Raw genomic sequence first — 13,064 nt, 5'->3', positions numbered from 1 at the left:
TATGAATTTCCGTGGCTGTCTCGCCCTCAAAGGCTTGACGGGGCGGGAAATAGCGGGAATCACCAATTCAGGAATAGTAAGGTGGAATGAGCCTTGGCGGATAGAAATTGCATGAGCAAGCATTTTCGGGTGCACTGTCTTTGCATTCTGCCTGAGGCTGCCGTGGTTAATCGGCAATTAAAGATCACTCCGTTAGGTGTCTGACAGTGATTCGCTGTTATCAGCCGGATGCTCTCAAGGCGAACGGCGATGCGGCGGAACAGGTGTTAGCGTCAGGGAAAGCGACGAGATAGATGGCAACCAAAGTCAAAGAAAACGAAGAAGCAGAAAACGAACGCGACGGTGCGACGGACGGTCCGCTTCTCGATCTTTCGGATGACGCGGTCAAAAAGATGATCAAGGCCGCCAAGAAGCGCGGCTATGTGACGATGGACGAGCTGAATTCCGTCCTGCCGTCCGAAGAAGTGACGTCCGAGCAGATCGAAGACACGATGGCGATGCTGTCCGATATGGGCATCAACGTTATCGAGGACGAGGATGCCGAGGAAGCACCGGGCGAAGCCGAAAGCGACGATTCCGATAACGAAGAGTCCGAAGGCGGCGAACTGGCACCTTCCGGCGGTACCGCGCTTGCGACCGCGAAGAAAAAAGAACCGACCGACCGTACCGACGATCCTGTGCGCATGTATCTGCGCGAAATGGGTTCCGTAGAGCTTCTGTCGCGCGAAGGCGAAATCGCCATCGCCAAGCGCATCGAGGCCGGCCGCGAAACGATGATCTCCGGCCTCTGCGAAAGCCCGTTGACGTTCCAGGCGCTGATCATCTGGCGCGACGAACTCAACGAAGGCACGACGCTGCTGCGCGAGATCATCGATCTCGAAACCACCTATTCCGGCCCGGAAGCCAAGGCTGCCCCGCAGTTCCAGAGCCCGGAAAAGATCGAGGCGGACCGCAAGGCCGCTGAAGAGAAGGAAAAGACCCGCAGACTGCGTGCGCCCTCCGGTGACGAGGATGTGACTGACGTGGGTGGCGATGGCCTGCCGCCGGAAGAGGAAGAAGAGGACGACGACGAGTCCAACCTTTCGCTTGCCGCGATGGAAGCCGAACTGCGCCCGCAGGTCATGGAAACGCTCGACACCATTGCCGACACCTACAAGAAGCTGCGCAAGCTTCAGGACCAGCAGGTCGAGGCTCGCCTTGCCTGCACGGGAACCCTGTCCTCCGGTCAGGAGCGCCGCTACAAGGACCTCAAGGACCAGTTGATCACGGCTGTGAAGTCGCTGTCGCTGAACCAGAACCGTGTCGACAGCCTTGTCGAGCAGCTTTACGATATTTCCAAGCGTCTGATGCAGAACGAAGGCCGGCTGCTGCGCCTTGCCGAATCCTATGGCGTCAAGCGTGACAGCTTCCTCGAGCAGTATCACGGTGCGGAACTCGATCCGAACTGGATGAAGTCGATTGCCAATCTGGCCGCCCGCGGCTGGAAGGAATTCGCCCGCGAGGAAAGCAACACGATCCGCGAGATCCGTCAGGAAATCCAGAATCTGTCGACGGAAACCGGTATTTCCATCGCCGAATTCCGCCGTATCGTTTCCATGGTGCAGAAGGGTGAGCGCGAAGCGCGTATCGCCAAGAAGGAGATGGTCGAGGCCAACCTGCGTCTCGTGATCTCCATCGCCAAGAAATACACCAACCGCGGCCTGCAGTTCCTCGATCTCATTCAGGAAGGCAATATTGGCCTGATGAAGGCGGTGGACAAGTTCGAATATCGCCGTGGTTACAAGTTCTCGACCTATGCGACATGGTGGATCAGACAGGCGATCACGCGTTCGATCGCCGACCAGGCGCGCACGATCCGTATTCCGGTTCACATGATCGAGACGATCAACAAGATCGTTCGCACCTCGCGCCAGATGCTGCACGAGATCGGCCGCGAACCGACCCCGGAAGAGCTGGCGGAAAAGCTTGCCATGCCGCTTGAAAAGGTGCGCAAGGTTCTGAAAATCGCCAAGGAGCCGATTTCGCTCGAAACCCCTGTGGGTGACGAAGAGGATTCGCATCTCGGCGACTTCATCGAGGACAAGAACGCGCTGCTGCCGATCGACGCCGCCATTCAGGCCAACTTGCGCGAGACGACGACCCGCGTTCTCGCCTCGCTGACGCCGCGTGAAGAACGTGTTCTGCGCATGCGTTTCGGCATCGGCATGAACACCGACCATACGCTGGAAGAAGTCGGCCAGCAGTTCTCGGTCACACGCGAACGTATTCGCCAGATCGAGGCGAAGGCACTGCGCAAGCTGAAGCATCCGAGCCGCTCCAGAAAGCTTAGAAGCTTCCTCGACAGCTAAGCCTTTGCCTGCATTAAAATTGAACCCGGTCAGTCACCTCTGGCCGGGTTTTTTGTTTCCCGCACTGGCGATCTCTGCGACAAGCCTTATGTGTGAAAACAAAGCATTCCGCTTTTTCGGAAATGCTCAGGTTCGATTTGGCTCGATGACATGCAACAGGTTTCGGCAAGCAGATGGCGAGGGAAGGGATGGGCGGTGCCCGTCTCCGTGTTGCTGCATCTGGCCGTGGTCGCGATCTTTCTTTTTGAACTTCCAGAACGCATAGCCGAACCGCAGGAGCCGGAAAGCATCAGCGTCGATCTGGTGCCGCCGCCTGAGGAAAAGAAGCCGGAAGAAGCCAAGCCTCCCGCCGCCGAGCAGGCAAAGCAAGAAAAGCCGAAGCCTCCACCGCCGCCGCCCGCTCCGCCGGCAGAGGAGCCGAAACCTTCGCCGCCCCTGCAGGCGACGCTGCCGGCCATCGCCATGCGGCCGGAGGAGACGCAGGCGGACCCCGAGGACAAGCCAGGTAAGGCGGAGGAAGCGGACAAGGCCGAGCCTTCCAAGGAGCCTGAAAGCCAGCCTGAAAAGACGGCTGAGGACAAGCCCGCGCCATCTGCCGCCAACGGCGATCTCAAGGCGTCAGCCGAACAGGGAGAAATTGCGGTTTCACCCGTCAAGCAAGAGGCTGAGCCGGAAAAGGCGCCTGTGCCGCAGGAGAAACCGGCTGAGGAAAAACCTGCCGAGGTGGCAAAGGAGAAGCCCGCGAAACTTCCCGCCGCGAAAAGTTTATTGTCTTCGTCGCTGCTTTCTCCGGCCCAAAGACGCCAGATGTTTGGTGATCTGCCGCCCCGTCGCCGCATTGTTCAGCTTTGCAGCACGGAGGCTCTGGCGCAAATTCAGGGCGCGGGTTTTGCCGCCCGTGGCATGATACCCTATTCGGATACGGGCGGGAGGATATCGGGGAATTCGATTGATGCTTCCGGCGGCGCATTCAATACCGGCAATGGCTGGCACGATGTGTCTTTTCAGTGCGAGGTCGATCTGGATAACTACGCCGTGACGGCCTTCCGGTTTAAGATTGGGAACGCCTTAACACCGGATGAGGCGAAAAAGCGGGGCTTCACCCGATTTCAATGAAGGCTAGTTTTTTTAAATTTTTGGTTTGCTGACGAAGGTTTCCGTCCGCTACTCTGTCTTCCTCGGGCTTGTCCCGAGGACATGCAACCGACTGATTTTGTAGACGTGTTTAGATCCTCGGGACAAGCCCAAGGATGACGTCGAGTCTGGACATGTGTCGGTCAGCAGGGCTGGGAGCTTACACCCTCTCCGTATCACCGACCAACAGCCCGATACCCGCCATCAGCGCATCTTCGTCGTACGGCTTCCTGATGACAGGCACGTTGCCGAAGTCGTCAGGCACCATGCTGGCATCGGCATAGCCGGTGGCGAACAGGAAGGGGATGCCGCGGCGGTGAAGCTCGCGTGCGACGGCGATGGAGGTGTCGGAACCGAGATTGATGTCGAGGATAGCCACATCCGGCACGTAGCTCTTCAGCTTCTCGATGGCCATTGCCGAGGAGGTCGCGGTTTCGATTGTCTTGATGCCGTTGTCTTCCAGCATGTTCTCCACATCCATGGCGATCAGCATCTGGTCTTCTACGAGCAATATTTTCAACGTTTCCTCCCGGTTGGACCGTCTGGGTTGCGGCATGGTGTCATCCTCCGTCTTCGTTTCGGACGCTGTCATGACTGCTGAGATATGGCGGGAGGGCAGGAGAATTTCCGCCTCCAGCCCATCAGGCAAATACCGGATGGTGCTGCGTCCGCCCAGATCGTAGGGGATGCTGCGGCTGATGAGCGCCGTGCCGAAACCGGAGCGTGATGGTGTGGGCAGTTTGGTAGGCAGAGTTTCGCGCCAATGTATCAGGCAATCGCGGTGTTCGTCGACTTCCCAGCGCAGATCCAGTTTTCCGCCGGTCTGCGCAAGCGCGCCGTATTTGGCAGCATTCGTCGCCAGTTCATGCAGTACGAGGGCCATAACGGAAAATGCGCGCGAATCGAGCGTGACCTGTGGTCCGGCGAGATCAACAATTGCCTCGGGTGAACGGTGCGGCGACAATTCGGCGTCCAGCAGGTCGCGCAACGAGCCGCCGCCTTCACCGCGAATGATCTGGTCATGGGCAAAGGACAATGCCTGGATACGACCCTTCAGCGCACTAACATATTCCTGCAGGGTTTTACCCTCCTGCGAGGGATTGCCGACCAGCGATTTGATAATGGCGAGAACGTTCTTGACGCGGTGGTTGAGTTCCTCGTTCAGCATGCGCTGGCGCACTTCCGCGCGCTCTCTTTCGCCCGCCATCAGCTCGCTGTGATGGAATGCGACCTCGACCAACGCTATTCTTGCGGCTTCGGCAATTTCCCGGTCAGCATCGGACCATGGCTGCGCCTGCAGACGCACGGTTTCCTTCCAGATCGCGAAGCTCTTGCGCGGGGTGAGACGATCGCCGAGCGGACCGGTCTCATAGGATTTTTCCGGGTTGCCGGCCCAGTTCAGGTTCTGCACGATCTCCCTGCGGAAAAACAGCAGATAGTCGTTCTTGACCTGCGACAGCGGAATGGCGAGCATTCCGGCTGCGGTATCTGCATAAATCTCCGCTTCCGGTATGGCTTGCGAGATGGCATGGGTTGCCCAGACCCTTCCCTCACTGACAGAGGTTACGAAGCGCGCCAGCCTTGGAATGGCATCCGCGGGCGGGGTTGCGCCGTGGCCGTGCCAGTTGTTTTCCACCCAAAGCCCGACGCCGTCGCATGGCATCAGATCGGCAAAATCCTGGAAACTGTCGATTAGCAGTTCCTCGATGTGCGCGTGATGGGCGGCAAGCCGCAGGAAGCGGTCGAGAGCGGCATGGGCGTGGTTGACGGTATCGAGTTTGCGCTTCTGCTTAAGGACCTGCAAATGCATGGAGAAAAACTCTCCAAACATTTCTGCGGCGATCCTGACCGACATCGTCAGAACGCGTGGCGAATAATGGTGGCAGGCGATAAGGCCCCAGAGGGTGCCATCGACGATCACCGAAATCGACATGGAGGCGGCAACGCCCATGTTGCGAAGATATTCGCAATGGATGGGAGAAACGCTGCGCAAATGCGCGAATGATAGATCAAGCGGTTCACCAGACACATCGATGGCGGGCAATACGGGTACTCGTATTCCGCTGGCGTCGGAGATGATACGCAGTGTGTTTTTCAGGTAGAGCGTGCGGGCCTGCTGCGGTATGTCGCTTGCCGGAAAATACTGTCCGAGAAAGCTTTCCAGTTCCGGCTGCTTTGCCTCCGACACGACCTTGCCTGCACCGTCATCCTCGAAACGGTAGATCATCACCCGGTCATAACCCAAGGTCGCCTTTACCAGCCGGGTTGTTCTCGAAATCAGGCTTTCGACCGTGTCCGCCTCGCGGATGCGGTCCACCATCTTGCGTGCGGTGCCAAGCGGCTGGGTCTCGCTCCCGGACGGTTCGAATTCGACGATCGTCGTGGATTTATAGCGGTGGAGCGCAATATCGAAGCTGCGACCATCGCGCAGTTCCATATTGGGCAGCATGGCAGGGCGGGTGGTTCTTCCGGTTACCGTGAGTGCATTGCGAAGGTCGTGGACAAGATCTTTACCAAGCACCTCTTCGGCGGTCCTGCCGTTGATATCGCCATCGACGCGCAAAATCTCGCGACAGTTTTCCGAATGCCGCAGGACCATGCGCATGGCGTTGTCGCAAGCAATCAGGCAGCCGTGCGATTGAATATAACCTGGAATGTGGATGGGCTCGCGGTCGCAATTCGTCAGGTCGACATTATAGTCAGTGGATGCCATGAATCTATCTCTCGCACCCTCTGCCTGTCTTGCACTGAAAATAGTTTAGTCGTCCGCAGACGGGAAAGCGTGAATGGTTCATTCTGATAGTGCCAATCCTTCCCCGTTTTTTGCAACCGTGACGCCGGTATTCCGTTCTATTAAAGGCAGCCGCCATGTCATGGAAGCACGCCTTTTCGTCATCGGTTACAATTCGACATGGTCCAACGTTTGCAGTGCCTAATTTGTTCCGAATTATCTAAAGGAAATAACGTGCCGCAGAAGAAAATGACCATTACCACCACCCACGGGCAGGGGCTTTACGAATTTACGTCCGAGGCCGAGCGCTTTGTGAAGGAGGCAGGCGTGGACGAAGGCCTTTTGACCGTCTTCGTCAGGCACACATCCTGCTCCCTGCTTATCCAGGAAAATGCCGATCCGGATGTCCGGCGCGATCTGGCGGTATTTTTTTCCCGCCTCGTGCCGCCTTCCGACGATGTCTCCATGCGCTGGGTCGTCCACACGCTCGAAGGCCCTGATGACATGCCTGCTCACATCAAATCGGCCCTGACCGCGGTTTCCATCGGAGTGCCGATCAGCGATGGCAGGCTTACCCTTGGCACATGGCAGGGCCTTTATCTTTTCGAACATCGCGACCGGCCGCACCGCCGTGAAATCGTTCTGCATATCTCCCCATGATTCCCGTCAAAAGCCCCCGCCTTTTCCTGTCGTTTTCCCGTTAATGTCTCTGAACGTCTGCTGAACATGCGGTTCTGTCGGCGTTCAGGCGGGCGGGTCTAGGGTCTCGTCAATCGCCGGGGGACGTCCCCTGCCGGCGCAGAAACAAACGGAGTGAGTTCATGTTCAGCACCTTCGCAAAAGCCGGCCTGGCTGCCCTCATCGCCCTCGGCGGAATTTCCGTCACTGCTCCAGCCGCTTCGGCTGGCCCGGATGTTCAGCTCAGAGTTCAGGTTCAGGATGGATACGGTCATGACAGAGGTCGCGGCCCGGGCTGGGATCGTCCCGATCGTCCTGGTCCGGGTTGGGGCCGTCCTGACCGCCCGCGTTACGGTTGCTCGCCGCGGCTTGCGGAAGAAAAGGCTAGCCGCATGGGTCTTCGCCGCGCGCGCGTTGTCGATGTATCGCCGCGCCGTGTCGTGGTTGCAGGCTTCGACCGTCGCGGCCCTGACCGCATCTTCTTCGCCAATGAGCGTGGTTGCCCGGTGATCCGTCGCTAAACGGCTGATATTGATCCGCCGAAATCCCCCGCCCTTCGCGCGGATCAAAAAAAATGCCCCTCGCTTGTCATGACAGGCGGGGGGCGTTTCTTTTTGTGGCCTCTCGGGTGGCGGTTGCGCGCAGCCGTTCGGCAAATGCGGGCGGCGGGCAATGCCACCGCCCTGACTGTTTTATTCACCCAAGGCGAAAGTGACGTTGACCACCACGCTGTAGCTGTTCTCACCCGAAGCGATCGGCACGCTGTCGGCCTCCTTCGCCATCGAAGCGCGCATCATGGTCTGCGGCACCGGCATGGGGCGCTGCATGTTCTCGCTGATCTGGATCACGCGTCCAAGCTTCACGCCCGCCGCTTCCGTCAGCGTTTTCGCCTTGGCCAGCGCATCGGCAACCGCCTGCTTGCGGGCCTCGGTCACGGTTGCTTCCGGCTTGTCATTGGTAAAGGTGATATCGCCGCCCTGGTTGATACCGAGCTTGACGGAGGTATCGAGTATCTCGCCCAGCTTCTTCAGGTCGCGCACGCGCACGGTCAGTCCGTTGGAAACCTGATAGCCGGTAATTTCCGGTGCGACGTAAACGCCGTCTTTGGGCTCATAATGCTTGTAAAGCGGCTGCACGGAGAAATTGCTCGTCTGCAGGTCGCGGTCTTCGATGGCGGACGCCTTCAGCGATTTCAGAACCTCGGCGAGCGCCTTGGAATTCTCTGTCAGAGCCGCGGCCGCCGTTTCCGCCTGCTTGACGACACTGAAGGACAGGATCGCCATATCGGGCGCGATTGCCGACTGGCCTTCGCCGGAAACACTGATGGTTGCTTCGCGCGGGGTGGCATCCTGCGCAAGGACATTACCGGCAAGCGGCATCATTGCTGCTGCGGTCAATGCACTAAGTGCGAAAAGGCGGGCCTTTGTCATGGTGTTCCTCGTTGATTGTGTCCCTTTGCAGGGTATTGCCTTAGATTGTGAAGCTAATACGGCAACGGCAGCTTGCGATAGCATCAATGGCTTGTCGGGCCGTAAAAATTACGTTAGAGCGTGACCCACCGGATTCGAACCATTGCGAAGCCGGTGTTTCGGATAATTTTTCCGAAAGGGCCTGTAGCTCAATGGTTAGAGCCGGCGGCTCATAACCGCTTGGTTGGGAGTTCGAGTCTCTCCGGGCCCACCATTTTCCTTATATTTTGAACGAGTTGGTGCGATTCCGTATAGCAAATCGGTACATCATCGATCATTGCGCATTCCTTGGTTTTTGCTCATCCAACAAAAAATCCGACCAGCCATTCAGACTGATCGGATTGTTCATTACGGATTTTCAGCTATGGGGTCAGTCGCAGACCCGCATGCTCTCGGTGTGCCAGCCGCCATCATAGGAATTGGGAACGCGGCGGTCTTCGAACCAGCAGCGTGGGCGGGGCGGCGGTGGTGGCTCGTAGTAGCGGGGACCGCCGTTGCCGCCGTTGGCGATTGCGCCGCCGATCAGGCCGCCGATGACGCCTGCGGCCAGTCCGCCGGCAATCGCGGCACCATCATTGTGGCGGCGGTGTTCGCGATAGGGCGGTGGGGGCGGGCCGCCACGGTCGTAGCGCGGACGATAGGGATAGTCCTGCGCGGCAGCGGTGCCGTAGGACGCGAAGACGCTGCCGGTGGCAACCAGCGCGGCAAGGGTTGTAAGAATGATCTTTTTCATCGAGGGCTACTCCATAAGCCTGCTTCGGGAGATAGAGGCTCATTATGCCCGCATGATGGCACGGGCCGGCTGAACGGTCCGTGAATATCTCATTTTTGCGATGTTCACATTTTCCACGTTTTTAGAGTCTCAGGGCGAAGCTGGTGCGGCGTTCCGACAAAGAAAAAGCCCGGCACTTGGCCGGGCTCTTTTGCTGACGTTTGTCGACGCTGTCAGAACTTCACACCAAGGCCGACCTTGACGGTGCTCTGGTCGAAATCGGTGTTGACGCCGAAGATGTCCTTGTCGCCATAGTCATTGTAGCGATATTCAATCCTGCCGAATACATTGTCGGTGAAGGCATAGTCCAGGCCAGCGCCGACGGTGTAACCGTTGAACGTGGTGCTATCCTTGCCGGCGCCAGGCGTTTCGATAAAGCCGCGCGTCGCTGTCCAGCCGGCGGTACCATAGATCAAGGCACGGTCGAAAGCGTAACCGACACGGCCACGAACGGAGCCCTGCCAGTCGGTGCCGATGTTCACGCCGGCATAGTCATTGTCGTTCCAGTTATAATCGACATCGCCTTCGATACCGAGGACGAAATTATTGTCGAACTGGTAATTGTAACCGGCAAAAGCGCCCAGAATGCCGCCATCGAAACTATCCGACGCGACGGGGCCGCCAGCCGAAAAATCGCCGTTCGCCCAGCCTGCGCCGCCTTGAATACCAAGATAGGGACCAGACCAGGTAAATACCGGCAGGGTTTCCTGCGCGACCGGAGGCGCCGGTGTTTCGTAGACGGCATCCGCAGCCATCGCGGTGCTGGCCGACAGGACCAAGAGTGACGTTACGATCAGCGTTTTCATCGTTTTTCTCCCTGAGCTGATTGACTTCTATAACATATATTAGGTGCATTTAATATGGGTTGGAGATCGGTGGTTCCAAGGGGCAGATTGTTCCCTCGAGTTGCCGGCCTTTCTTGCCCAAATCGCGACGTTTTTTACCGCCCCGTCATGCTGTTCTGATGCGGCGAACGCCTTCAACGGCGTTTGGTTCCTTTCGCCGCCTTGTCAATGCGACGGGAGCGGGGTCACGCTTGGTTGTCTTGACAGCGGGGGGCACGACCATAGAGTTGTGCCGGTCTGCGGCAATGCCGGTGCTTCGGCACCTGGATAGGGCTGATGTTGCGGGCAGGAATGGGCAAGGGAGGACAGTATCGCATGCGGGTTAGTTTTCATGGGGGAGGGGCGACGTGATTGTCGGAGCCGTTCTCAGTGCCATTCTTCTTCTCACCCTCATCGCGTTTCCGCGGCATCTCAAACCGGTTGTCATCTGCCTGCTGTTGATCTGGGGAACCACCGCCGCCTTTGTCATTTACGACTGGCAGCGCGGTAGCCAGCGGCTCGACCATGTCATTGCGACGGCTAGCTTCGATGCGGCGTGCACGGATGCGGCATTGCCGATCCGCGTCAGCTTCCGCAACGACAACAATGTTGCCGTGCAGCGCCTGACCTATACGCTTGAAGGGTTCGAGCCTGCCTTCCGCGCCTCGGTCGCCTTCGATCCCTATCAGGTGAGTGAAAGGCGGATCGAGGCCGGGGAGACCTTTGCCGCGTGCCGCTCTTTCCGACTGCGCAACAATGAAACGGTAGATCCGCAACGGCTGGAATGGCGCGTCACCATCGTTTCTGCGGAGTTCGATTGAACGGCTGTCGCTGCTTGCGACCCTCACGGTTTTTTGAACATTTTCGTGCTGTCGCCTGAACCCCTTGTGTTGCAAGGGGTTCGTAAAGGTGCCCGCGTCGTTGCCGGCCACGCCGAGGCCGCTTTCGCCGTTGCGGGACTTGTTTTCGCCGATTTGCAATGCCACCTGCCCACCCGTCCGATGAATGTTGCGGGTTTAGGTTTTGCGTATAGTTCTGAAGTTTCTGAAAATTGCCGCCATTGGCCTGGTGGCTCTGCCGGTTCTGGCCGGCGCGCATATGGGCATCGGCCAGTTGACCGGAAATTTTCACGAGGTCATTCCCGGCGAACTTTATCGTTCGGCCCAGCCGAGCGGCAAGGACATCACGGCCTATGCCAAGGCCTATGGCATCAAGACGATCATCAATCTGCGCGATGAAAAGCGTGAAGGCTGGTATGACGCCGAAAGCCAGGCAGCGAAAAACAACGGCGTCCGGCTGGTCGATTATCCGCTGAGTTCAAGCGAGAAGGTCTCGGTGGAGGAAGCGGAAATGCTGGTCGCCGTGCTGCGCAACGCTGAAAAGCCGATCCTCATTCATTGCGAACACGGCGCCAACCGAACCGGGCTCGCCTCCGCGATCTATGTGAGCGCCGTTGCCGGCAAAAGCGAGGCTGCCGCCGAGTTCCAGCTTTCACCCTATTACGGACATGTGCCGATCCCGGGTATCGGCCGCTATGAAATGTACCAGTCCTGGGATGATTTCGAGGAAACTATCGGATTTTGAGGCGCCTCGATATGCCGCCACCCCGGATTTGATCCGGGGTCCAGCATGATCACGTCCGGCATGACGAAGAGAGTGTCAGGGTGCTTCATTCTTGCAGCGGCCTCAATAGGAGCCGCCGCCTTCCTTGATCACTTTCGTCAAACTTCCCGTTGCCGGAAATAGCGGGATCAGGCAGGCCTGAAGCGCATGGTAGATGTCGCCCTTGCCGGGGAAAAGCGTGTTGGCTGGAACCAGATTTTCCGTCAGCTCCTCGTGCCAGCCGCCATTGGCGTGGTCGATGAAATTGTTGGCGATCGTGCTCCAGATGCGGCGGTAGCTATCTTCGTAGAATTCGTCCGCCGGCAGATTTTCGTTGAGGAAGTGGGCTGCACCAGCCGCCTCGCACATGGGCCACCAGAGCTTTGCCGTCTTGTCGGGATTGTCGTGCCAGTCGAGCGTATAAAAGAAGCCGCCCTTTTCGCGGTCCCAGCCAAGCGCCATGGATTGCACGAAGAGCGATTTTGCCGCCACCGGCATCCAGTCGTGGCGGCGTTCGCCCAGCACCCACAATTGCAGGATGAGGCGCGCCCATTCCAGCCAGTGGCCGGGAGTGGAGCCGGAGGGGCGGAACATTTCGTTGCCACGATACTCCTTGTCGAGCGTCCAGTTCTCGTCAAAATGCTCCGGCACGCGGAAATCCAGCTCACCGGCGCGGCGGCGGATGACGAGATCGGCGATGCGTTCGGCCTTTGTCAGGTAATTGCTGTCGCCGGTCGCCTCATAGGCGGCCATCAGCGCTTCGGTCAGATGCATGTTGGAATTCTGGCCGCGATAATTGTCGATGGGTGACCAGTCGCGGTTGAATTCCTCGGCGATAGCGCCGTGTTTTTCTTCCCAGAAACGGGTTTCCAGAACCTCCGTGATGTCGGCCAACATCTTGTCAGCAAGCGGGTGGCCGACAGTTTTGGCGGAGGAGGCGGCCAGAAGCACGAAGGCGTGGCCATAACCCTGTTTGGTGGCGTCCACCGGGCCGCCATCGTTGACCTGCCAGAAATAACCGCCGTGCTCGCTGTCACGATGATTGTTCCAGAGGTAGGTCATGCCGTGGTCGACGATATCGCCGCAGCCCGGCCGTCCGAGCAGATGGCCGATGGAGAAGCAATGCACCATGCGTGCCGAGGCATGGATGCCGCGCACGGGATCGTTTTTCTGCAGCGGCGCACCCTTAGCGTCGAGATCGAAGAAGCCGCCGGCCGGATTGACGGCGCGGTACTGGAAGAAGTCGAAAAGCCCATCGGCCTGTTTGACCAGCCACTGGCGATGCCATGGCAAGGTGTTCCAGTTCCGGTTGTTGTGGTCGTCCTCGGGCATTTCGTCCTCCATACGGTTTGCTGCTTCGGCTTATATCCTTGCCGCATAAACCTGTCATCTGTCAGTGAAATTTCGTAGTCTGCCGCAACGACGCAAAGCCATACCTATACCTTGAAGATATATTGACATAAACATATCTTTATGTGACTTGACGGCTTGCGATCTTGCAAATCG

11 protein-coding genes and 1 tRNA gene are annotated in these 13,064 nt (G+C 58.2%); 7 read left to right on the top strand and 5 right to left on the bottom strand.

Annotated features, from left to right (window positions below; translation table 11 throughout):
* Window positions 1-293: 293 nt before the first annotated feature.
* Together rpoD and CRP02_RS22080 are read left to right on the top strand one after the other, a co-directional pair.
* On the top strand, window positions 294-2,348 hold the full coding sequence (gene rpoD / locus CRP02_RS22085) for an RNA polymerase sigma factor RpoD (RefSeq protein WP_003513359.1): 2,055 nt from the start codon (window positions 294-296) through the stop codon (window positions 2,346-2,348).
* A 195-nt stretch (window positions 2,349-2,543) separates the two neighbouring features.
* Window positions 2,544-3,464 (top strand): DUF930 domain-containing protein, encoded by a 921-nt coding sequence (locus CRP02_RS22080; protein WP_179784098.1) that lies wholly within the window; start codon window positions 2,544-2,546, stop codon window positions 3,462-3,464.
* Between the two features lie 178 nt (window positions 3,465-3,642).
* Here the strand turns inward: CRP02_RS22080 and CRP02_RS22075 are convergent, their stop codons facing one another.
* On the bottom strand, window positions 3,643-6,195 hold the full coding sequence (locus CRP02_RS22075; protein ID WP_097172297.1) for an HWE histidine kinase domain-containing protein: 2,553 nt from the start codon (window positions 6,193-6,195) through the stop codon (window positions 3,643-3,645).
* A gap of 252 nt (window positions 6,196-6,447) precedes the next feature.
* Here CRP02_RS22075 and CRP02_RS22070 point away from each other — a divergent pair, with 252 nt between their 5' ends.
* Both CRP02_RS22070 and CRP02_RS22065 read left to right on the top strand, forming a co-directional pair.
* On the top strand, window positions 6,448-6,873 hold the full coding sequence (locus tag CRP02_RS22070) for a secondary thiamine-phosphate synthase enzyme YjbQ (protein WP_026330776.1): 426 nt from the start codon (window positions 6,448-6,450) through the stop codon (window positions 6,871-6,873).
* Between the two features lie 161 nt (window positions 6,874-7,034).
* Entirely contained in the window at window positions 7,035-7,412 is a 378-nt protein-coding gene (locus CRP02_RS22065) for a hypothetical protein (RefSeq protein ID WP_025594085.1), read from the top strand.
* A 171-nt stretch (window positions 7,413-7,583) separates the two neighbouring features.
* Here the strand turns inward: CRP02_RS22065 and CRP02_RS22060 are convergent, their stop codons facing one another.
* Window positions 7,584-8,321, bottom strand: coding sequence for an SIMPL domain-containing protein (locus CRP02_RS22060; RefSeq protein ID WP_097172296.1), 738 nt, complete (start codon window positions 8,319-8,321; stop codon window positions 7,584-7,586).
* Between the two features lie 177 nt (window positions 8,322-8,498).
* On the opposite strand from CRP02_RS22060, the gene CRP02_RS22055 reads away from it, so the two are divergent.
* Window positions 8,499-8,574: transfer RNA gene (locus tag CRP02_RS22055), tRNA-Ile, on the top strand.
* 156 nt (window positions 8,575-8,730) lie between these two features.
* Here CRP02_RS22055 and CRP02_RS22050 read toward each other — a convergent pair.
* Both CRP02_RS22050 and CRP02_RS22045 read right to left on the bottom strand, forming a co-directional pair.
* The gene (locus CRP02_RS22050) at window positions 8,731-9,093 is read right to left on the bottom strand and encodes a hypothetical protein (RefSeq protein ID WP_097172295.1); all 363 of its coding nucleotides are present in this window, start codon (window positions 9,091-9,093) and stop codon (window positions 8,731-8,733) included.
* 212 nt (window positions 9,094-9,305) lie between these two features.
* Window positions 9,306-9,938 carry an outer membrane protein gene (locus CRP02_RS22045; protein WP_097100627.1) on the bottom strand — a complete coding sequence of 211 codons (633 nt, stop codon included), beginning with the start codon at window positions 9,936-9,938 and terminating at the stop codon, window positions 9,306-9,308.
* Between the two features lie 386 nt (window positions 9,939-10,324).
* On the opposite strand from CRP02_RS22045, the gene CRP02_RS22040 reads away from it, so the two are divergent.
* Window positions 10,325-10,777 (top strand): hypothetical protein, encoded by a 453-nt coding sequence (locus CRP02_RS22040; protein ID WP_003513344.1) that lies wholly within the window; start codon window positions 10,325-10,327, stop codon window positions 10,775-10,777.
* Between the two features lie 202 nt (window positions 10,778-10,979).
* Window positions 10,980-11,540 (top strand): dual specificity protein phosphatase family protein, encoded by a 561-nt coding sequence (locus tag CRP02_RS22035; RefSeq protein ID WP_097100626.1) that lies wholly within the window; start codon window positions 10,980-10,982, stop codon window positions 11,538-11,540.
* 102 nt (window positions 11,541-11,642) lie between these two features.
* On the opposite strand, the gene CRP02_RS22030 is transcribed toward CRP02_RS22035, so the two are convergent.
* Entirely contained in the window at window positions 11,643-12,902 is a 1,260-nt protein-coding gene (locus CRP02_RS22030) for an AGE family epimerase/isomerase (protein ID WP_179784097.1), read from the bottom strand.
* Between the last annotated feature and the right edge of the window lie 162 nt (window positions 12,903-13,064).

The sequence above is a fragment of the Rhizobium sp. AN5 genome, assembly GCF_900215255.1.
Lineage (GTDB): Bacteria > Pseudomonadota > Alphaproteobacteria > Rhizobiales > Rhizobiaceae > Agrobacterium > Agrobacterium tumefaciens.
The sequence above is the reverse complement of the archived record's forward strand: the minus strand, read 5'-3'. Positions and strand labels throughout refer to the sequence as shown.